Here is a 21,057-nt window from a genome sequence, read left to right on the forward strand (position 1 = left end):
ACAGGAAGAGTATCTTGACTACCGACACTCATACTCTGCACATCGAAGAGATTTTAGAACTTCTGCCGCACCGTTACCCGTTTTTGCTGGTTGACCGCGTGCTGGACTTTGAAGAAGGGCGTTTTTTACGTGCAGTAAAAAATGTCTCAGTAAATGAGCCGTTTTTCCAGGGCCACTTCCCTGGTAAACCGATTTTTCCGGGTGTGCTGATCCTTGAAGCGATGGCGCAAGCCACCGGTATTCTTGCGTTTAAAAGCGTAGGCAAGCTGGAACCTGGTGAGCTTTACTATTTTGCTGGTATCGATGAAGCGCGCTTTAAGCGTCCCGTCGTGCCAGGCGACCAGATGGTCATGGAAGTGACTTTTGAGAAAACCCGCCGTGGTCTGACGCGCTTTAAAGGCGTGGCAACCGTTGACGGTAAAATTGTCTGCGAAGCAACCATGATGTGTGCCCGCAGCCGGGAGAGTTAATACGTGATTGATAAATCCGCCTTTATTCATCCATCAGCCATTGTGGAACCGGGTGCCGTTATCGGTGCTAACGTTCATATTGGTCCATTTTGTCTTGTTGGTCCGCATGTTGAGATCGGTGAGGGTACCGTTCTGAAGTCTCATGTTGTGGTAAATGGTCACACGACTATTGGCCGCGACAACGAGATTTATCAGTTCGCCTCCATTGGTGAAGTTAACCAGGATCTGAAATATGCGGGTGAACCGACTCGTGTGGAAATAGGCGACCGCAACCGCATTCGCGAAAGCGTCACCATCCATCGCGGAACAGAGCAGGGCGGTGGCTTGACGAAGGTGGGGAGCGATAACCTGCTGATGGTTAACGCTCACGTCGCACACGATTGCACCGTCGGCAATCGCTGCATCCTCGCGAATAACGCAACCCTTGCCGGCCATGTTTCGGTGGATGATTTCGCTATCATCGGCGGCATGACGGCGGTGCACCAGTTCTGCATTATTGGTGCGCACGTTATGGTGGGCGGTTGTTCAGGTGTGGCGCAAGACGTTCCACCGTATGTTATTGCGCAGGGCAACCACGCGACGCCGTTTGGCGTCAATATCGAAGGCCTTAAACGCCGTGGGTTCAGCAGAGAAGCCATTCATGCTGTGCGTAATGCGTATAAGATCCTCTATCGCAGTGGCAAAACCTTCGATGAAGCGAAGCCGGAGATTGCTCAGATTGCCGAGCAGCATCCGGAAGTGATGGCGTTTGTTGAGTTCTTTGCACGCTCAACCCGCGGTCTGATTCGCTAAATGAAAGCTGGTCGTCCGCTTACGATTGCCCTGGTCGCCGGAGAAACTTCCGGCGATATTCTTGGGGCCGGTCTGATTCGTGCTCTCAAAGCAAAGGTTCCCGACGCTCGCTTTGTGGGCGTTGCCGGGCCGCTGATGCAGGCCGAGGGCTGTGAAGCCTGGTACGAAATGGAAGAGCTGGCGGTGATGGGCATTGTTGAAGTGCTTGGCCGCCTGCGCCGTTTACTCCATATTCGTGCCGATCTCACGCGCCGCTTCACCGAGCTGCAGCCGGACGTTTTTGTGGGTATCGATGCGCCTGATTTCAATATCACGCTGGAAGGCAACCTCAAAAAGCAGGGTATTCGCACCATTCATTACGTCAGCCCCTCTGTCTGGGCATGGCGCCAAAAACGCGTTTTCAAAATCGGCAGAGCAACGGACCTGGTGCTCGCCTTTCTGCCTTTCGAAAAAGCGTTTTACGACAGATTTAACGTTCCGTGCCGCTTTATCGGCCATACCATGGCGGATGCCATGCCGCTTGATCCCGATAAAAATGCCGCGCGCGCGACTTTAGGGATTTCTCCCGATGCTAAATGCCTGGCTTTGCTGCCCGGCAGTCGTGGCGCGGAAGTTGAAATGCTCAGCGCTGACTTCCTTAAAACGGCACTGCTATTGCGTGAACGCTTCCCCGGGCTTGAAATAGTCGTTCCTTTGGTCAACGCCAAACGGCGTGAACAGTTCGAGCGTATCAAGGCAGAAGTGGCTCCAGACCTGACGATGCACCTGCTTAATGGGCAAGGGCGTGAAGCAATGGTGGCGAGCGATGCCGCATTGCTGGCATCGGGCACCGCGGCACTTGAATGCATGCTGGCAAAATGCCCGATGGTGGTGGGCTATCGCATGAAGCCCTTTACCTTCTGGCTTGCGAAGCGTTTAGTTAAAACCGATTACGTTTCGCTGCCGAATCTGCTGGCGGGGCGTGAACTGGTTAAAGAATTATTGCAGGAAGAGTGTGAACCTCATGCGCTGGCACAGGCGCTGGCTCCGCTGCTCGAAGACGGCGCGCAAAGCCACCAGATGCATGACACCTTCCGTGACCTGCATCAGCAGATTCGTTGCAATGCCGATGAACAGGCGGCCGATGCGGTGCTGGAGCTCGCACAATGATTGAGTTTATTTATCCGCATACGCGGCTGGTTGCCGGTGTTGATGAAGTTGGGCGCGGTCCGTTGGTCGGTGCGGTGGTGACTGCCGCGGTGATCCTTGATCCGACAAAGCCTATCATTGGCCTCGCGGACTCCAAGAAACTCTCTGAAAAACGCCGCAACGCGCTGTATGACGAAATTATCGCCAAAGCGCTCAGCTGGAGCCTTGGCCGTGCGGAACCGGAAGAGATCGATCGATTAAATATCTTACACGCTACAATGCTCGCGATGCAGCGCGCCGTGGCGGGCCTGTCGGTGGTGCCTGAATATGTCTTGATTGATGGCAACCGCTGTCCTGAGTTACCGATGCCTTCACTGGCGGTGGTGAAAGGGGATAGCCGGGTGGCAGAAATTAGCGCGGCATCGATTATTGCCAAAGTGACGCGCGATCGTGAAATGGCCGTGCTCGACCTCAGTTTTCCGCAATACGGTTTTGCCCGGCATAAGGGCTACCCTACCGCTTTCCATCTGGAAAAGCTGGCAGAGTACGGTGCGACTGAACATCATCGCCGTAGTTTTGCTCCGGTCAAACGCGCTCTCGGACTGGCGTCCTGATTTGCGGACGTAAGTTATCTATTTAAACGGAATGAGAAATGGCTGAACCACGTTTCGTACACCTCAGGGTGCACAGCGACTACTCCATGGTTGATGGCCTGGCAAAAACCGCGCCGCTGGTAAAAAAAGCCGCGGCGATGGGAATGCCGGCCATTGCTATCACCGATTTCACCAACCTTTGCGGGCTGGTGAAATTTTACGGTGCTGCCCACGGCGCGGGCCTGAAGCCGATTATCGGCGCTGATTTTAACGTGGCCAATGAATTGCTGGGTGATGAACTCAGCCATTTAACCGTGCTCGCCTGCGATAATGTCGGTTATCAAAACCTCACTTTACTTATCTCCAGGGCCTATCAGCGGGGCTATGGTGCTGCGGGCCCGGTTATTGACCGCGCCTGGCTTGCGGAGTTAAACGAAGGGCTGATCCTGCTCTCCGGCGGGCGCATGGGGGATATTGGCAAAAACTTGTTGCGTGGCAACTCGGCACAGCTTGATTTGTGTCTGGCGTTCTATCAGCAGTATTTTGCCGATCGCTTCTATCTGGAGCTGATTCGTACCGGGCGTCCTGACGAAGAGAGCTATCTGCATGCCGCCGTCGCGCTGGCGGATGATCGCGGCCTGCCGGTCGTTGCGACCAACGATGTCAGGTTCATCGATGCGACAGATTTTGATGCTCATGAAATCCGCGTCGCTATTCATGATGGCTTTACCCTTGACGACCCGAAACGCCCACGTAATTACTCTTCGCAGCAGTACCTGCGCACCGAAGAGGAGATGTGCGAGCTGTTTTCCGATATTCCGGAAGCGCTGGAAAACAGCGTAGAGATCGCCCGGCGTTGTAACGTCACGGTGCGTCTTGGGGAATACTTCCTGCCGCAATTCCCGACCGGGGAGATGACCACCGAAGATTTCCTGGTGATGAAATCGAAGGAAGGGCTTGAGGATCGTCTGGCGTTCTTGTTCAAAGATCCTGAAGAGCGGGCGGCAAAAAGAGCGCCATACGACGAACGTCTGGATATTGAGCTCCAGGTTATCAACCAGATGGGCTTCCCGGGCTACTTCCTGATCGTGATGGAATTTATCCAGTGGTCGAAAGACAACGGCGTGCCGGTAGGGCCTGGCCGTGGTTCCGGCGCCGGTTCTCTGGTGGCTTATGCCCTGAAAATCACCGACCTCGATCCGCTGGAGTTTGACCTGCTGTTCGAACGTTTCCTTAACCCGGAACGCGTGTCGATGCCTGACTTCGATATCGACTTCTGCATGGAAAAACGCGATCGGGTTATCGATCACGTGGCGGAAATGTACGGACGCGAAGCGGTATCACAGATCATTACCTTCGGTACCATGGCGGCAAAAGCGGTGATCCGCGATGTGGGGCGTGTGCTGGGGCATCCTTACGGTTTTGTCGACCGTATCTCAAAGCTTATCCCGCCGGATCCCGGCATGACGCTTGCGAAAGCGTTTGAAGTTGAACCGCAGCTTCCTGAAATCTATGAGGCTGACGAAGAAGTAAAAGCGCTTATCGATATGGCGCGTAAACTTGAAGGCGTGACGCGTAACGCCGGTAAACACGCCGGCGGTGTGGTTATTGCGCCAACCAAAATTACCGATTTTGCACCGCTGTATTGCGACGACCAGGGGCAAAACCCGGTCACCCAGTTCGATAAAAACGATGTGGAATATGCGGGCCTGGTGAAGTTCGACTTCCTGGGCTTGCGTACGCTGACCATCATCGACTGGGCGTTGAAGATGATTAACCCGCGTCGTGCGAAGCAAGGTTTAGAACCGATAGATATCGCCGCGATCCCGCTCGAAGATAAGAAAAGTTTCGACATGCTGCAGCGCTCGGAAACCACCGCGGTGTTCCAGCTTGAATCCCGCGGCATGAAAGATCTGATTAAGCGCCTGCAGCCGGACTGCTTCGAAGATATGATCGCACTGGTGGCGCTCTTCCGCCCCGGGCCGCTGCAATCCGGCATGGTAGATAACTTTATCGACCGTAAGCACGGACGTGAAGCGATCTCCTACCCGGATATTCAGTGGCAGCATGAAAGCCTGAAGCCGGTGCTGGAGCCTACCTACGGCATCATCCTGTATCAGGAACAGGTTATGCAGATTGCGCAGGTGCTGGCGGGTTACTCGCTGGGCGGCGCGGATATGCTGCGTCGTGCGATGGGTAAAAAGAACCCGGTCGAGATGGCGAAGCAGCGCGGCGGCTTTGAAGATGGCGCAAAGTCCCGTGGCATCGACGGCGAACTGGCAATTAAGATCTTTGACCTGGTAGAGAAATTCGCCGGTTACGGGTTTAACAAATCCCACTCCGCAGCCTATGCGCTGGTTTCCTATCAGACGCTGTGGTTAAAAGCCCACTATCCGGCAGAGTTCATGGCGGCGGTAATGACCGCCGACATGGATAACACCGAGAAAATCGTCGGTCTGGTGGACGAGTGCTGGCGCATGGGGCTGAAAATTCTGCCGCCGGATATCAACTCCGGGCTATACCATTTCCACGTTAACGATGACGGGGAAATTGTTTACGGCATTGGCGCGATTAAAGGTGTCGGTGAAGGCCCGATTGAGGCGATAATTGAGGCGCGTAACGAAGGCGGCTATTTCCGCGAGCTGTTTGACCTCTGCGCGCGAGCTGACGTTAAAAAGCTCAATAAACGTATCCTTGAAAAATTAGTGATGTCCGGGGCCTTTGACCGCCTCGGGCCGCATCGGGCAGCACTTATGAATGCGCTGCCCGATGCGCTTAAGGCCGCCGATCAACACGCGAAAGCGGAAGCGATTGGCCAGGTGGATATGTTCGGCGTGCTGGCCGATGAGCCCGAGCAGGTTGAGCAATCCTATGCCAGCGTCGTGCCCTGGCCTGAGCAGGTGGTGCTGGATGGGGAACGTGAAACGCTGGGTCTGTATCTTACCGGCCACCCGATCACCCAGTACCTGAAAGAAATTGAGCGCTATGTCGGTGGCATGCGCCTGAAAGAGATGCACCCGACAGAACGTGGTAAAATGACCACGGCTGCGGGTCTGGTGATTGCTTCGCGGGTGATGGTGACCAAGCGCGGCAATCGCATTGGCATCTGTACTCTGGATGACCGTTCCGGTCGTCTGGAAGTGATGCTATTCACAGATGCGTTAGAAAAGTACCAGCATCTGCTGGAAAAAGACCGTATCCTGATCGTCAGCGGACAGGTCAGCTTTGATGACTTCAGCGGCGGCCTTAAAATGACCGCCCGCGAAGTTATGGATATCGACGAGGCCCGCGAAAAGTATGCGCGTGGGCTTGCTATCTCGCTGACGGACAGGCAAATTGATGACCAGCTTTTGAACCGTCTCCGTCAGTCTCTGGAACCCCATCGTTCGGGGACCATTCCAGTACATCTCTACTATCAGAGAGCGGATGCACGAGCACGGTTGCGTTTTGGCGCAGCATGGCGTGTATCCCCAAGCGATCGTTTGCTCAATGAGCTTCGCACGCTGATAGGCCCGGAGCAGGTGGAACTGGAGTTTGACTAATACAGGAATATTATGAGTCTGAATTTCCTCGATTTTGAACAGCCGATTGCAGAGCTGGAAGCGAAAATTGATTCCCTGACTGCGGTTAGCCGTCAGGACGAAAAGTTAGATATTAATCTGGACGAAGAAGTGCAGCGTCTGCGTGAAAAAAGCGTAGAACTCACACGTAAGATCTTCGCCGATTTAGGAGCATGGCAGATTGCTCAACTGGCGCGTCACCCGCAGCGCCCGTATACGCTTGATTACCTGCGTCTCGCTTTTGATGAGTTCGATGAGCTGGCGGGTGACCGTGCGTATGCTGACGATAAAGCGATTGTTGGCGGGATTGCGCGTCTCGATGGTCGTCCGGTGATGGTTATTGGCCATCAGAAAGGGCGCGAAACCAAAGAGAAGATTCGCCGCAACTTCGGTATGCCGGCGCCAGAAGGCTATCGCAAAGCGCTGCGTCTGATGGAAATGGCTGAGCGTTTCAAGATGCCAATCATTACCTTCATCGACACCCCGGGCGCCTATCCTGGCGTGGGGGCGGAAGAACGCGGCCAGTCAGAGGCTATCGCCCGCAACCTGCGTGAAATGTCTGGTCTGAAAGTGCCGGTCATTTGTACCGTGATTGGTGAAGGTGGCTCTGGCGGCGCGCTGGCGATTGGCGTGGGCGATAAAGTGAATATGCTGCAATACAGCACCTATTCCGTTATCTCACCGGAAGGCTGTGCGTCGATTCTGTGGAAAAGTGCTGACAAAGCACCAATCGCCGCAGAAGCGATGGGCATTATTGCCCCACGCCTGAAGGAGCTGAAGCTGATTGACTCCGTCATCCCTGAACCTCTGGGCGGCGCACACCGTAATGTGGAAGCGATGGCTGCTTCACTGAAGGCGCAGCTGCTGGCCGATCTGGCCGATCTGGACGTGTTGAATACCGAAGAGCTGTTGGCTCGTCGTTATCATCGCCTGATGAGTTACGGCTACGCGTGATAGCGTGATGCATTACGAAGAAAGGTCAGAAGAGATTCTGGCCTTTTTTATTGTCTGTGAATCATCCTGAATAGCGCACTTTAAGAAACCTTACACCTCCGCGCTTGTTCTCCACCCCATTTCAATAAACTATGCTTACCTGAAGGTTTTTTGCCAGGAGGTGAGCTGTGAATATTATTGCAATCATGGGGGCGCACGGCGTTTTCTATAAAGACGAGCCAATCAAAGAGCTCCATAAGGCTCTGGAAGTACAAAGCTTCCGTCTTATCTACCCCACCAATAGCACTGACCTTCTTAAACTCATCGAACATAATCCGCGTATCTGTGGAGTCATTTTTGACTGGGATGAGTACAGCCTGGATTTATGCAGTGAAATTAATGCGCTGAATGAATATTTGCCGCTGTATGCGTTTATCAATACGCACTCTTCGCTGGATGTCAGCGTCAACGAAATGCGCATGGCGCTGTGGTTTTTTGAATACGCCCTCGGTGCCGCTGACGACATCGCCCTGCGCATCCGTCAGTACACCAATGAATACCTGGATAACATTACGCCACCGCTGACTAAAGCGTTATTCAACTACGTCAACGAAGGGAAATATACCTTCTGCACGCCGGGCCATATGGCGGGTACGGCCTATCAGAAAAGCCCGGTCGGCTGCTTGTTCTACGACTTCTTTGGCGCGAACACGCTTAAAGCGGATGTTTCTATTTCGGTCACTGAGCTGGGATCGTTGCTTGATCATACCGGTCCACATCTGGAAGCTGAGGAATATATCGCGCGGACTTTCGGTGCGGAACAAAGCTATATGGTCACCAATGGGACGTCCACATCGAATAAAATTGTCGGCATGTATGCAGCGCCCTCGGGCAGTACCGTGCTTATTGACCGCAATTGCCATAAATCACTGACTCATCTGTTGATGATGACCGACCTGGTTCCCATCTGGTTAAAGCCAACACGCAATGCATTGGGGATTTTAGGCGGCATCCCGAAGCGTGAATTTATGCGCGCGAGTATCGAGGAAAAAGTCGCCGCGACTGAAAATGCACAGTGGCCGGTGCATGCGGTGATCACTAACTCGACCTACGACGGCCTGCTCTATAACACCGGGTTCATCAAGCAAACCCTCGATGTGCCTTCGATTCACTTCGATTCTGCCTGGGTGCCGTATACCAATTTCCATCCTATTTATCAGGGAAAAAGCGGTATGAGCGGCGAACGGGTGCCGGGAAAAGTGATTTACGAAACTCAGTCCACGCACAAACTTCTGGCGGCGCTGTCTCAGGCATCCCTTATTCATATCAAAGGGGATTACGACGAAGAGACGTTTAACGAAGCCTATATGATGCATACCACCACTTCTCCCAGTTACCCGCTGGTGGCCTCTATCGAAACCGCCGCGGCCATGCTGCGGGGGAATCCGGGAAAGCGTTTGATAAACCGCTCTGTGGAGCGAGCGCTACATTTCCGCCGTGAAGTTCAACGCCTGCGGGAGGAGTCTGAGGATTGGTTCTTTGATATCTGGCAGCCGGAATATATTGACGAAGCGGCCTGCTGGCCGATTTCTCCCGGCGAAGAAGAGTGGCATGGCTTCAAAGATGCCGACGCCGATCATATGTATCTCGACCCGATTAAAGTCACTATTCTGACTCCGGGAATGGATGAGCTGGGGTCGATGGCGGAAACGGGGATCCCTGCGGCGCTGGTGGCAAAATTCCTTGATGAGCGCGGCGTGGTGGTTGAGAAAACAGGGTCCTATAACCTGCTGTTTCTGTTCAGTATTGGCATCGATAAAACCAAAGCATTGAGCCTGCTGCGCGGTCTGACCGAGTTTAAACGCTCTTATGATCTGAACCTGCGCGTGAAAAACATGCTGCCGGACTTGTACGCTAAAGACCCTGATTTTTATCGCAACATGCGGATTCAGGATTTAGCGCAGGGTATCCACAAACTGATTAAACAGCACAACCTTTCTGACCTGATGCTGCGTGCTTTTGATGTGCTGCCGGAAATGAAAATGACGCCGCACCAGGCGTATCAGCAGCAGGTCAAAGGCAACGTTGAAACGGTAGAGATCGAACAGTTGTTGAACCGTGTGTCGGCCAATATGATCCTGCCGTATCCGCCAGGCGTGCCGGTGGTGATGCCGGGTGAGATGATCGCCACTGAAAGCCGGGCGGTGCTTGATTTCTTACTGATGCTTTGTTCCGTTGGCGAACATTATCCCGGTTTTGAGACGGATATTCATGGGGCAAAACTGGGGGAGGATGGCGTCTATAGGGTACGAGTCCTAAAATCGGTGTAGCGTATTGATTCGCAAGTGCTTGCCTGGTACCGTGCGCAAAAGACAAAGGAGCATTTATGCTGGGTTTAAAGCAGGTTCACCATATCGCCATCATCGCCTCGGATTACTCAATCAGTAAGCATTTTTACTGCGATATCCTCGGGTTCACGCTGCAGGCGGAAGCGTATCGCGCAGAGAGGGACTCGTGGAAAGGCGACCTGGCGCTGAACGGGCAATATGTTATCGAACTCTTTTCATTTCCTTTTCCACCGGCCAGACCGAGCCGCCCGGAAGCCTGCGGACTGCGCCATCTGGCGTTTAGCGTGGACGATCTCGATGGCGCGATGGCTCATCTGGAGAAACATGGCGTGAAGTGTGAAGCGGTACGTATCGATCCGTTCACCGATAAGCGTTTTACCTTCTTTAATGACCCGGACGGCCTGCCGCTGGAACTCTACCAACAGTAACGCTTGCCACGCTTCCCGTAGCCCGGTAACGTGCCGGGCAAAACCTTCTACCAATTACTGACTATGCCACTTCGTCCTCTGTTCAGCTTACTGCAACCGCATACACATTTGCTTGTGGCGTTTAGCGGTGGCCTGGATTCCACGGTGTTGCTTCATCAACTGGTCACGCTTCGTGATTCGCACGCGGCGAATATCCACCTTCGCGCGATGCATATCCATCATGGTTTAAGCCCTTATGCTGATGACTGGGCTGCGCATTGTCAAAACGTTTGCACCCGATGGAACGTGCCTCTCGAAGTGCAACGCGTGCAGCTGGCTGACGACGGCTTAGGTATTGAAGCCCATGCCCGCGCGGCCCGTTACCAGGCGCTGGCTGCTGCAATATTGCCGGAAGAAGCGCTGCTTACCGCCCAGCATCTGGACGATCAGTGCGAAACGTTTTTGCTTGCCTTGAAACGGGGAAGTGGCCCAGCGGGTTTAGCGGCCATGCCCGAGCGTTTGCCTTTTGGTGAGACGGAATTGATTCGGCCTTTGCTGGGGCAAACTCGCAAAGAGCTGGAAGCGTGGGCGCAAGAACATCAATTAAGCTGGATTGAAGACGAAAGTAATCAGGATGATGGCTATGACCGCAATTTCTTGCGGCTGCGGATGCTTCCTGAAATTCAGCAGCGCTGGCCCCATTTTCCACAAAGCGTGGCCCGCAGCGCCGAGCTGTGTGGCGAGCAGGAGCAGCTTCTTGATGAGCTACTGACAGAGCAGCTCGATGAGCTGGTTCAGGCTGACGGATCGCTGCTTATTGAACCTATGCAGGCATTCAGCGATATTCGCCGTGCCGCCTTGCTGCGTCGCTGGTTCGCCCGGCAAAAAGCGCTTATGCCTTCACGGGCGGCGTTGGTGCGTTTGTGGAATGAGGTGGCAACCAGTCGTGAAGATGCAAATCCACGCTTGAGATTGGGCGATCATGAAATCCGTCGCTACCGGTGCGCACTCTACCGGCTGCCGGTGATGGAAGGTTTAGGTGATAAAATTTTCCCGTGGTCTGCACCTTTTGCGCCGTTAACGCTGCCGGACGGTTTGGGCATCCTGCGTTGCACAGCGCTCGGGCAGGCGGTTCGCGCCCCCCTTAGCCACGAGCTGGTTACCGTGCGTTTCCGGGCGTCCGGGCAGATCCATATCGTGGGGCGCGAGCGGGGCCGGAGCCTGAAAAAAATCTGGCAGGAGTTGGCCATTCCACCCTGGCTGCGTGAACGCACGCCGTTGCTGTATTATGGTGAGCAATTGATTGCCGCCCTGGGCGTATTTGTCACCCGGGAGGGAGAGGCAACGGAACAATCATGCTGGCGTGTCGACTGGCAAAAGGAGAATCAACAATGAAAAGAATCATCATTCTGGCGGGCGTACTGATGTTTTCACTGCCGGTACTGGCAAAAGGCGATGCAGCCGCGGGTGAACAAAAAGCCGCGATGTGTGTGGCATGCCACGGGGCGGCAGGCAAAGTTTCCGTTCCCCTGTACCCGAACCTTGCGGGGCAAAACGAAGCTTATCTGGAGCACTCTTTGCAGGCTTATAAAAAGGGCGGGCGCAGCGGTGGTCAGGCGGAAATAATGAAAGCCTACGTTAGCGGTTTGTCTGATGAGGATATCAGTAACCTGGCGGCTTACTACGCAGCTATGAAACCTTAAAAAAAGGGCAGCCCCGGGCTGCCCACGCATGCGGATACCTTGCGTATCAGGACTCGCTGACGATGACCGTACCAATTTCAGGGTGGCTGAAGCTGGTAATTTTATCGAGACGAACTTCGCGAGTGGCACCGGCATCATCGATAATCAAATATTCGACGTTCTTACGAGACACCAGGTCGCTGGCTTGCGCCTTGAAAACTTCTCCACTCTTTAACTCCAGCGTCAATAATAAGTGCTGCTGGCAGGCGAGCTCGAGATTGTCATAATCATCACAATTGATGGGTTGATAGGCATCATTCATTGACATAATCGCTCACCAGTAAGTTCGCGGCCGCATACGCTGCCTGTTCCCTGATAGATTCTGGTTGTGCTTCGCTGGAAGCCACTTCGTTTAGCACCTTCAGGACGCAACCCAGCGCATCCGGAATGTAGCCCAAATCACCGCTGGCTATTTCCGCATAGCGCCTGCGTACTAATTCACAATACTTTTCCACACGCCCTCCTTTCAGAGCCCCGACCTCAGAGTTAACTGTGGGATGCAGTTAAGCCTACGAAGATAAACTCTGTTTAGCAAGGTGACTATACCACAGGCATGAAACCGATATCAGCAGTGTAATCCTGTGCCTGAGTGAATAGATAACAGCGTTTTAGCGGGGTTTTGGTTACAATGAGCGCCAAATTTGTGTGGAGAAGTGTGATGGCGTTAAAAGCGACAATCTATAAAGCGATGGTGAATGTGGCCGATCTCGATCGCAATCAATTCCTGGATAGCAACCTGACGCTTGCGCGCCATCCTTCGGAAACGCAGGAGCGCATGATGCTGCGTCTGCTGGCGTGGATTAAATACGCCAACGAGCGTCTGCAATTTTCCCGCGGGTTAAGTGCCGAAGAGGAGCCGGAAATCTGGCAGCGCAACGATCATATGGGGATTGATCTGTGGATTGAGCTTGGCCTGCCAGAAGAAAAGCGCCTGAAAAAAGCCTGTAGCCAGTCTGCTGAAGTGGCATTGTTTACCTATAACAGCCGCGCTGCTGAAATCTGGTGGCAGCAACATCAGAACAAACTCAAGCAATACCAAAACTTGTCTATCTGGTATCTGGATGATGAGCAATTGGCGAAACTGTGTGAGTTTGGCACGCGTTCGATGAACCTGCAGGCCACCATTCAGGACGGCGCTATCTGGCTGTCTGATGCTGAGAATAATCTCGAAATCCACTTCACGGCCTGGCAGCATCACTGATGATTGCGCTCTCCCGGACGCTAGCAATAGCGGACAATGAAGTGACCATCACGGCTATCCGCGCGCAGGGGGCGGGCGGCCAGCATGTAAATAAAACCTCAACGGCAATACATTTGCGTTTTGACATTCGTGCCTCCAGCCTGCCAGAGTATTATAAAGAGCGCTTGCTGGCGGTCTCTCATCACCTGATTACGCCGGATGGGGTGGTAGTCATCAAAGCGCAAGAGTACCGGAGCCAGGAGATGAATCGTGAAGCGGCAGTGGCAAGGCTGGTTTCATTGATTCAGGAGTTAACCGTGGAGCAAAAAAGCCGGCGGGCGACACGGCCTACGCGCGCATCAAAAGAACGCCGCCTGGTATCGAAGTCCCAGAAATCAACAACAAAATCACTACGTGGAAAAGTCCGTCGCCCTGAATGACGAACGGCAACGTTATTGACCAGCAGAAGGAAGAAAGGGTGAAAAAAATCTTATTGTCGGCGATTGGCGCGTTTAGTTTGTTTGCGCTTTTCGGCTGTAATAACCGGGCTGAAGTTCAAACTTTGCAGCCAACACAAGCCGCAGAACTACAACCGATGCAGCAAAGCTATCGAGGTGTACTCCCTTGTGCGGATTGTTCAGGAATTGAAACATCGCTGTTTTTAGAAAAAGATGGCTCGTGGGTCATGAATCGGCGCTACGAGGGCGCGAAAGAGCCAGCGGTATTTGCCTCATATGGCAGTTGGGCGCGTACGGCAGATAAATTAGTGTTGACCGAAAGCAACGGTGAAAAGCTCTACTTCCGTCCGAAAGGTGATGATCTGGAAATGTTGGATCGTTCCGGCAATTCTATTGAGTCCCAACTCAATTACACCTTGAAGCCAATGAAAGCTGCGTTGCCTGCAACCCCAATGGCCATGAAAGGCATGTATAAATACATGGCCGATGCGGCAATTTTCCAGGATTGTAGTACCGGGAAAACGTTCGCTGTGGCCAGTAACGCAGAGCTTGAGCGTGGCTATGCGGCAGCGCGTGGCGAAGATTACCAGCCCGTACTGCTGGTGGTGGATGCACACTTTGCGTTGCAGGCATCTCCAGACAGCGGCGAGATGAAAAAAACGGTCGTTGCCGACAGGGTCGCGAAGTTTGAACCAAAGAAAAGCTGCCAGGATTGATAAACAAGAGATAAAAAAATGCCCCGCTAAGCGATTAGCGGGGCATTTTTCTTAGTGCAGCAAGGCTTAACGTTGGATCTGAGCCAGTAAGAAATCAATGATTTCGTGGGTTTTGATCATCTGCTTCTCGCCTTCACGGCGGTTTTTGTACTCCACCTCTTCGCTATCGAGATTGCGATCGCCGATAACCACCGTGTGAGGAATACCAATCAGCTCCATATCCGCAAACATCACGCCCGGACGCTCTTTACGGTCATCCATTAATACGTCGATGCCTTTGGCGCGCAGCGTCGCGTAAAGCTCTTCAGCCAGCTCTTTCACGCGGAAAGATTTGTGCATGTTCATTGGCAGGATCGCCACCTGGAATGGTGCAATCGCGTCAGGCCATACAATGCCGCGCTCGTCGTTGTTTTGCTCAATAGCAGCAGCCACGACGCGAGTGACACCGATGCCGTAGCAGCCCATGGTTAGCGTCTGGTTACGGCCATCTTCACCCTGTACAGAAGCTTTCATCGCTTCGGAATACTTGGTGCCAAGCTGGAAGATATGGCCGACTTCGATACCGCGTTTAATCAGCAGAGTACCTTTGCCATCCGGGCTTGGGTCGCCTTCAACCACGTTACGGATATCGGCCACTTCTGGCAGCGCAACATCACGTTCCCAGTTAATACCGACGAAGTGTTTACCGTCGATGTTTGCGCCGGCTGCGAAATCACTCATCGCAGCGACTGAACGGTCAACCACCACCGGGATTGGCAGATTGATTGGGCCAAGCGAACCTGGACCGGCTTTAGCGACGGCACGAATTTCTTCTTCGCTGGCAAAGGTCAGAGGGCTGGCAACCTGTGGCAGTTTCTCGGCTTTCACTTCGTTCAGCTCGTGATCGCCACGAACCAGCAAAGCAACCAGAGGGTAAGCGCTGCCTTCGGTAGCTTTAACCATCAGGGTTTTAACGGTTTTTTCAACTGGCAGCCTGAACTGTTCAACCAACTCGGCGATGGTTTTGGCGTTCGGGGTGTCAATCTGCGTCATTTCTACCGTTGGTGCTGCACGCGTGCCTGCCGGAGCCAGGGCTTCAGCAAATTCGATGTTAGCGGCGTAATCAGAATCGGTTGAGAAGATAACGTCATCTTCGCCGCTCTGGGCCAGCACCTGGAATTCGTGAGATGCGCTACCGCCGATGGAGCCGGTATCCGCTTCCACCGCGCGGAAATCCAGACCCATACGGGTGAAGATTTTGCTGTAGGCCTGGTACATGGCATCGTAAGTCTCCTGCAGGGATTCCTGAGAAGTATGGAAAGAGTAAGCATCTTTCATCAGGAATTCACGGGAGCGCATCACGCCAAAGCGTGGGCGAACTTCGTCACGGAACTTGGTCTGGATCTGGAAAAAGTTCAGCGGCAGCTGTTTATAAGAGCTCAGTTCGTTACGAATCAGGTCAGTGATAACCTCTTCGTGAGTAGGGCCGAGGACAAATGGACGCTCGCCACGGTCAACAAAACGTAACAGTTCCGGGCCGTATTGTTCCCAGCGGCCACTTTCTTGCCATAAGTCAGCGGGCTGAACCACCGGCATACACACCTCGATGGCACCGGCGTTGTTCATCTCTTCACGCACGATGTTTTCGACTTTTTTCAGAACGCGCAAACCGGTCGGCAGCCAGGTATATAACCCTGAAGCGAGTTTGCGGATCATTCCGGCGCGCAGCATCAGTTGATGGCTGATGACCTCGGCGTCGGCTGGTGTCTCCTTCAGAGTGGAGAGCAGATATTGGCTAGTACGCATGTTGTTACGGTTCCATTTGAACGGCAGATAACTGGCTACCTGAGTAGCCTGATGCAAAATAAGTGAATGAGTTTACCAGTGTGGCAGGAATGTCAAAAGAGAAGGGCGATAAATTAACGGCTCTCAACGGCAAACACTTCTGAACCCTGCGCCGTTACGCGCCAGCGCACGTTAAAATCCAGCAATAAAACGGCGTAAGTTTTGCCGGCATCTTCACCTTTACGATAGGCGGGACGCGGGTCCTGTGCCAGTACCTGACGGATAAAACGTTCGATGTGTGGATAGCGCTTATCAAGCAGTGATAATTGCTGTTGTACTGCCGGCGTGAAATAAACCGGCATATCGGCAGCGGGAGCAGTTTGCGCATAACCCGCAGCGGCTTCCGGCACGGCTTCCGCAAACGGCAGATAAGGTTTGATATCAACGATTGGCGTACCGTCCACCAAATCCAGGCTGCCAAGCTGCAAAATGACCCGATCTTTCTGGCAGCGAATGCCTTTCAGCTCAACCAGCGACATCCCAAGCGGATTCGGCCGGAACGTTGAGCGTGTAGCAAACACCCCCATTCGCGCATTGCCGCCCAGACGAGGCGGACGTACCGTCGGCCGCCATCCGCCCTCCATCGTTTGATGGAAGACAAACAGCAACCAAAGATGGCTAAAGCCTTCAAGCCCACGCACGGCATCCGCCACGTTGTAGGGCGGCTGTAGGTGCAGTTCGCCTCCGCCATCGGTGACTAAACCCGGCTGGCGTGGAACGGCAAACTTCTCTTTATACGGCGAGTGGATCACGCCAATTTGCGTGAAACTAAAGGCTGTCATTTGGCGGAAACGTTTAACGCCGAACCTACGCAAACGGCCTGACGGTAGCATCCTAGCGTGCCGCTGGTGATATCACAGCTATGGAGCAACACCGCGTTTGCTTTCATTTTTGATGCGTTTATTTGCAGGCGTTTACGGGCCGTTGGGATATTCGGTGGCGAATCCTGATTGCTCACCTGGCATGACTCGCCGCTGACTTCACCCAAGTCGCGGAAAGGCTTACCCACTAACTCTTCGGCATGGGTATAAATTCTGACGGGTACAGGTTTCGCAGGCTTGGGTTTAACAGGCTCGGGTTTCGGCGGTGTTGCAGTGCTTTGAACAGGCTCAACGGGGGATCTGCTTAGCATGGTACAGCCGCTCAGCATAACTGCTAATAAACAGATCGGTAAAGCACGCATAATTTTTCCTCAATGAATGATAAAACGCGATTATTGAATCAAGCTCTTGCACAAATAACAAGACGGGCCTTAGCCCGTCTGAGGTTATTTATGCAAAATGTAGAAGAATGAAAGCTTACCAGCCTTTTACGGCACCGCCGTTGAAGACTTTGTTTGCTGCCTCATAAACTTCGTCAGACTGGTAAGCCTGAACGAATTTCTTCACGTTTTCTGCGTCTTTATTATCTTCGCGCGAAACGACCATGTTTACATATGGAGAGTCTTTATCTTCAACGAAGATACCGTCTTTCGCAGGCGTCAGGCCAATCTGGCTTGCGTAAGTGGTGTTAATGATAGCCAGAGCAATCTGTGCATCATCCAGTGAACGTGGCAGCTGTGGCGCTTCCAACTCAACCAGCTTCAGATTTTTAGGGTTCTCAATCACATCCAGAACGGTTGGCAGCAGGCCTACGCCATCTTTCAGTTTGATCAGACCTTGTTTTTGCAGCAGCAGCAGGGAACGGCCAAGGTTAGTCGGGTCGTTTGGCAGCGCAACCTGTGCGCCAGTCTGCAACTCATCGAGCGATTTGATTTTTTTGGAGTAGCCGGCAATCGGATAAACGAAGGTATGACCTACGCCAACCAGCTTGTAGCCACGGTCTTTGATCTGCTGATCGAGGTACGGTTTGTGCTGGAAGGCATTAGCGTCGATGTCGCCTTTGCTCAGCGCTTCGTTAGGCAGCACGTAATCATTGAAAGTCACCAGCTCAACATCCAGGCCGTATTTCTCTTTTGCCACTTTCTGTGCAACTTCGGCAACCTGCTGTTCAGCACCGACGATGACGCCAACTTTAATGTGGTTTGGATCTTTTTCGTCCTGGCCACAACCCACCAGTGCCAGAGAACCAATCAGGGCACCAACTGCTGCAAAGGTTTTAAATTTAAAAGACATATCCCTTCCTTACTATGTGTAAAAATGATGTTGTGTTGAACGTCTTATTTGTGCGTAACGGCCCGGACGATACGATCGCCTGAGAACTGAATTAAATACACTAATACCACCAATAACACTAATACCGTATTCATCACGGTCGCGTTATATCCGATATAACCATACTGATAACCAATCTGACCTAAACCACCGGCACCCACGGCGCCGCCCATGGCAGAATAGCCAACCAGGGTAATCAGGGTGATGGTCGCGGCGTTTACCAGTCCTGGAAGCGCTTCCGGCAGCAGAACCTTGCGGATGATCTGCATTGGCGTTGCCCCCATGGCGCGGGAAGCTTCAATCAGACCTGATGGAATTTCCAGCAGGGCATTTTCCACCATCCGCGCAATAAACGGTGCGGCGCCGACGGTTAATGGAACGATTGCGGCTTGCAGGCCAATTGAGGTTCCGACAATAGTACGGGTAAAGGGGATCATCCAGACCAGCAATATAATGAACGGAATCGAGCGGAAGATATTCACCAGCGCGGACAGGCTATTATACAGCTTAGCGTTGGCGCTGATTTGTCCTGGCCGCGTGATATACAGCAGCACGCCAACCGGCAGACCGAGTACAAAGCCAAAGAAGCCAGATACAAACGTCATCGCCAGCGTTTCATACACGCCTTTTAACAGTAACCACATCATTGGCTCAGACATAACCCAGCACCTCTACTTTTACATGTTGCTGCTGCAGGTAAGCGATAGCAGCATCCATATCCTGATGTTCTCCGTGCAGCTCGCACAGCATAATGCCGAACTTTACCCCGCCGGCATAATCCATCTGCGCGCTGATAATATTGCTGTTCACATTGAAACGGCGTGCGGTCTCGGAAAGTAGCGGAGCATCAACCGACTGGCCGGTAAATTCCAGACGCAGTAATGGAACGGCCGTCTCGCTCTTTTGCGTGCTTAAACGCTGTGCGTAATCCTCAGGAATATCCAGATGCAGCGTGGACTGAATAAACTGTTGTGCCAGCGGCGTCTTCGGATGAGAGAACACTTCGCTCACGGTATCTTGTTCTATTAACTCACCGTCACTGATAACCGCGACGCAATCACAGATGCGTTTTACGACATCCATCTCATGGGTAATTAATAGAATAGTTAAACCCAGGCGACGGTTGATATCTTTAAGCAGTTCGAGAATGGAACGCGTTGTCGCCGGGTCCAGCGCGCTGGTGGCTTCATCGCACAGTAAGACTTTTGGATTGCTTGCCAGCGCACGAGCGATAGCCACGCGCTGTTTTTGCCCCCCGGACAGGTTGGCCGGATAAGCATCATGTTTTTCGCTCAGGCCAACCAAATCGAGCAATTCGCAGACGCGACGTTTAATTTCCTCGCGCGGCGTGTTGTCGAGCTCCAGAGGTAACGCGACGTTACCGTAAACCGTGCGCGAAGAGAGCAAATTAAAATGCTGGAAAATCATGCCAATCTGGCGACGTGCTTTAGTCAGCTGGCCTTCAGAAAGGGTAGTCAGCTCCTGACCATCGACCAGTACGGAGCCTTCAGTTGGGCGTTCAAGCAGATTGACACAGCGAATCAGCGTGCTTTTTCCTGCGCCGGATGCGCCGATCACGCCATAAATTTGCCCAGCGGGAACGTGCAGACTGACGTTATTCAACGCCTGTATGCTGCGGCTTCCTTGCTGGAACACTTTAGTGATATTCGAAAGTTTAATCATTAGGTTATTTATTATCGTATGAGTGTAAGCCGTGGCATTTTCTGCTGCCGATAACGGGCGATGACCGTCATCGATATGGATGTTAAGGCATCCAGACGTCTAAATCAATCAGCGAATGATTGTCTGTTCTCGCCCAAATCGCAATTCATGCGATACTAAGCCAAATCCCCAGTATCAGGAGTTTCCAAGTGGCACAGTCTGTTCCCGCTATTTTTCTCGATCGTGATGGCACCGTTAATGTCGATCATGGCTATGTCCATGAAGTCGACCGGTTCGAGTTTATTGATGGCGTGATTGATGCAATGCGTGAGTTAAAAGCCATGGGCTATGCGTTAGTGCTTGTCACCAACCAGTCTGGTATCGCCCGTGGCATGTTTACGGAAGATGATTTTGAAAATCTGACGGAATGGATGGACTGGTCTTTAGCGGATCGCGGCGTGGACCTGGATGGTATCTATTACTGCCCACATCACCCGGAAGCAATAGTAGAAGAGTTTCGCCAGAGCTGCGATTGCCGCAAACCGCAACCGGGCATGCTGCTCTCGGCTCAGGAGTTCCTGAATATCGACATGGCTTCTTCTTATATGGTTGGCGACAAGCTTGAAGATATGCAGGCGGCAGCTGCGGCGCAAGTAGGGACTAAAGTTTTGGTTCGCAGCGGTAAACCGGTGACAGAGCAAAGTGAAGCCGCCGCTGATTTTGTCATTAACAGCCTTGCAGACCTGCCAAAAGAGATAAAAGCGCGTCAAAAACAGGCTTGATGACTAAAAAGTGTGCGGTTGGTAATTATTTTGCAAATAGGGGTTGTCAGCTTCCGTAAAATCCCTATACTGCGCCTCCACTGACACGGCACAACGGCTTACCAACCGGCCCGTCAGCCAGACGAAAAGCGAAAATAAACGCTTGACTCTGCAAGAGGAAAGCGTAATATACGCCACCTCGAGTTAGCAAGCGAAAGCGCGTAACTCACTGCTCTTTAACAATTTATCAGACAATCTGTGTGGGCACTCGCAGGATTGATATCTCAGATACCTTCGGGTATCACAAAAAATATCAAGTCTTGAAGAGTG

At 52.8% G+C, this 21,057-nt stretch carries 22 protein-coding genes; 14 read left to right on the top strand and 8 right to left on the bottom strand.

Going from position 1 to position 21,057, the window contains the following annotated elements; all coding sequences use genetic code 11:
• The first annotated feature begins 14 nt into the window (after positions 1-14).
• The 10 genes from fabZ to EHN07_RS13795 all read left to right on the top strand — a co-directional run bounded on the left by fabZ (position 15) and on the right by EHN07_RS13795 (position 11,934).
• The gene (gene fabZ / locus EHN07_RS13750) at positions 15-470 is read left to right on the top strand and encodes a 3-hydroxyacyl-ACP dehydratase FabZ (RefSeq protein ID WP_121264562.1); all 456 of its coding nucleotides are present in this window, start codon (positions 15-17) and stop codon (positions 468-470) included.
• Positions 471-473: 3 nt separating this feature from the next.
• A complete protein-coding gene (lpxA, locus tag EHN07_RS13755) occupies positions 474-1,262 on the top strand; it encodes an acyl-ACP--UDP-N-acetylglucosamine O-acyltransferase (RefSeq protein ID WP_124024666.1) in 789 nt (262 codons plus the stop codon).
• The gene (gene lpxB, locus EHN07_RS13760) at positions 1,263-2,411 is read left to right on the top strand and encodes a lipid-A-disaccharide synthase (RefSeq protein WP_124024667.1); all 1,149 of its coding nucleotides are present in this window, start codon (positions 1,263-1,265) and stop codon (positions 2,409-2,411) included. It abuts the gene before it with no gap.
• Positions 2,408-3,004: a ribonuclease HII gene (gene rnhB, locus EHN07_RS13765; protein WP_124024668.1), complete on the top strand. Its 597-nt coding sequence runs from the start codon at positions 2,408-2,410 to the stop codon at positions 3,002-3,004. Before lpxB ends, rnhB begins: the two co-directional genes overlap by 4 nt.
• A gap of 38 nt (positions 3,005-3,042) precedes the next feature.
• Complete coding sequence (dnaE, locus tag EHN07_RS13770; RefSeq protein ID WP_124024669.1) at positions 3,043-6,525, top strand: DNA polymerase III subunit alpha; 3,483 nt, start codon at positions 3,043-3,045, stop codon at positions 6,523-6,525.
• 12 nt (positions 6,526-6,537) lie between these two features.
• Positions 6,538-7,497, top strand: coding sequence for an acetyl-CoA carboxylase carboxyl transferase subunit alpha (gene accA, locus EHN07_RS13775; RefSeq protein ID WP_064516346.1), 960 nt, complete (start codon positions 6,538-6,540; stop codon positions 7,495-7,497).
• A 167-nt stretch (positions 7,498-7,664) separates the two neighbouring features.
• A complete protein-coding gene (locus EHN07_RS13780) occupies positions 7,665-9,806 on the top strand; it encodes a lysine decarboxylase LdcC (RefSeq protein WP_124024670.1) in 2,142 nt (713 codons plus the stop codon).
• A 56-nt stretch (positions 9,807-9,862) separates the two neighbouring features.
• Positions 9,863-10,252: a VOC family protein gene (locus EHN07_RS13785; protein WP_124024671.1), complete on the top strand. Its 390-nt coding sequence runs from the start codon at positions 9,863-9,865 to the stop codon at positions 10,250-10,252.
• Between the two features lie 63 nt (positions 10,253-10,315).
• On the top strand, positions 10,316-11,626 hold the full coding sequence (gene tilS, locus EHN07_RS13790; protein WP_124024672.1) for a tRNA lysidine(34) synthetase TilS: 1,311 nt from the start codon (positions 10,316-10,318) through the stop codon (positions 11,624-11,626).
• Positions 11,623-11,934 carry a c-type cytochrome gene (locus EHN07_RS13795; RefSeq protein ID WP_124024673.1) on the top strand — a complete coding sequence of 104 codons (312 nt, stop codon included), beginning with the start codon at positions 11,623-11,625 and terminating at the stop codon, positions 11,932-11,934. The genes tilS and EHN07_RS13795 overlap by 4 nt, the downstream gene beginning before the upstream one ends.
• Before the next feature lie 46 nt (positions 11,935-11,980).
• Here EHN07_RS13795 and rof read toward each other — a convergent pair whose 3' ends face one another.
• Both rof and EHN07_RS13805 read right to left on the bottom strand, forming a co-directional pair.
• The gene (gene rof / locus EHN07_RS13800) at positions 11,981-12,241 is read right to left on the bottom strand and encodes a Rho-binding antiterminator (RefSeq protein WP_124024674.1); all 261 of its coding nucleotides are present in this window, start codon (positions 12,239-12,241) and stop codon (positions 11,981-11,983) included.
• Positions 12,228-12,428: a YaeP family protein gene (locus EHN07_RS13805; protein ID WP_124024675.1), complete on the bottom strand. Its 201-nt coding sequence runs from the start codon at positions 12,426-12,428 to the stop codon at positions 12,228-12,230. The genes rof and EHN07_RS13805 overlap by 14 nt, the downstream gene beginning before the upstream one ends.
• A 203-nt stretch (positions 12,429-12,631) precedes the next feature.
• On the opposite strand from EHN07_RS13805, the gene EHN07_RS13810 reads away from it, so the two are divergent.
• From EHN07_RS13810 to nlpE, 3 genes are read left to right on the top strand one after another with little or no spacing between them, the layout of a single operon-like run.
• The gene (locus EHN07_RS13810; RefSeq protein ID WP_124024676.1) at positions 12,632-13,174 is read left to right on the top strand and encodes a YaeQ family protein; all 543 of its coding nucleotides are present in this window, start codon (positions 12,632-12,634) and stop codon (positions 13,172-13,174) included.
• Positions 13,174-13,593 carry an alternative ribosome rescue aminoacyl-tRNA hydrolase ArfB gene (arfB, locus tag EHN07_RS13815; RefSeq protein ID WP_124024677.1) on the top strand — a complete coding sequence of 140 codons (420 nt, stop codon included), beginning with the start codon at positions 13,174-13,176 and terminating at the stop codon, positions 13,591-13,593. The genes EHN07_RS13810 and arfB overlap by 1 nt, the downstream gene beginning before the upstream one ends.
• A 38-nt stretch (positions 13,594-13,631) precedes the next feature.
• Positions 13,632-14,327: an envelope stress response activation lipoprotein NlpE gene (gene nlpE, locus EHN07_RS13820; protein ID WP_124024685.1), complete on the top strand. Its 696-nt coding sequence runs from the start codon at positions 13,632-13,634 to the stop codon at positions 14,325-14,327.
• Positions 14,328-14,393: 66 nt separating this feature from the next.
• Here nlpE and proS read toward each other — a convergent pair whose 3' ends face one another.
• The 6 genes from proS to metN all read right to left on the bottom strand — a co-directional run bounded on the left by proS (position 14,394) and on the right by metN (position 19,987).
• The gene (gene proS / locus EHN07_RS13825; protein ID WP_124024678.1) at positions 14,394-16,112 is read right to left on the bottom strand and encodes a proline--tRNA ligase; all 1,719 of its coding nucleotides are present in this window, start codon (positions 16,110-16,112) and stop codon (positions 14,394-14,396) included.
• A 113-nt stretch (positions 16,113-16,225) separates the two neighbouring features.
• On the bottom strand, positions 16,226-16,933 hold the full coding sequence (gene tsaA, locus EHN07_RS13830) for a tRNA (N6-threonylcarbamoyladenosine(37)-N6)-methyltransferase TrmO (protein ID WP_124024679.1): 708 nt from the start codon (positions 16,931-16,933) through the stop codon (positions 16,226-16,228).
• Positions 16,930-17,334, bottom strand: a complete 405-nt coding sequence (rcsF, locus tag EHN07_RS13835; protein WP_124024680.1) for an Rcs stress response system protein RcsF — start codon at positions 17,332-17,334, stop codon at positions 16,930-16,932. Before rcsF ends, tsaA begins: the two co-directional genes overlap by 4 nt.
• A gap of 115 nt (positions 17,335-17,449) precedes the next feature.
• Positions 17,450-18,265: a methionine ABC transporter substrate-binding lipoprotein MetQ gene (metQ, locus tag EHN07_RS13840; RefSeq protein ID WP_124024681.1), complete on the bottom strand. Its 816-nt coding sequence runs from the start codon at positions 18,263-18,265 to the stop codon at positions 17,450-17,452.
• Positions 18,266-18,309: 44 nt separating this feature from the next.
• A complete protein-coding gene (locus EHN07_RS13845) occupies positions 18,310-18,963 on the bottom strand; it encodes a methionine ABC transporter permease MetI (protein ID WP_124024682.1) in 654 nt (217 codons plus the stop codon).
• Entirely contained in the window at positions 18,956-19,987 is a 1,032-nt protein-coding gene (gene metN, locus EHN07_RS13850) for a methionine ABC transporter ATP-binding protein MetN (RefSeq protein ID WP_124024683.1), read from the bottom strand. The genes EHN07_RS13845 and metN overlap by 8 nt, the downstream gene beginning before the upstream one ends.
• 188 nt (positions 19,988-20,175) lie before the next feature.
• Here metN and gmhB point away from each other — a divergent pair, with 188 nt between their 5' ends.
• A complete protein-coding gene (gmhB, locus tag EHN07_RS13855) occupies positions 20,176-20,748 on the top strand; it encodes a D-glycero-beta-D-manno-heptose 1,7-bisphosphate 7-phosphatase (protein WP_124024684.1) in 573 nt (190 codons plus the stop codon).
• The last annotated feature ends 309 nt before the right edge of the window (positions 20,749-21,057 follow it).

Origin of the sequence: Buttiauxella warmboldiae (assembly GCF_003818135.1) — a bacterium.
In the GTDB taxonomy this organism is placed as follows: domain Bacteria; phylum Pseudomonadota; class Gammaproteobacteria; order Enterobacterales; family Enterobacteriaceae; genus Buttiauxella; species Buttiauxella warmboldiae.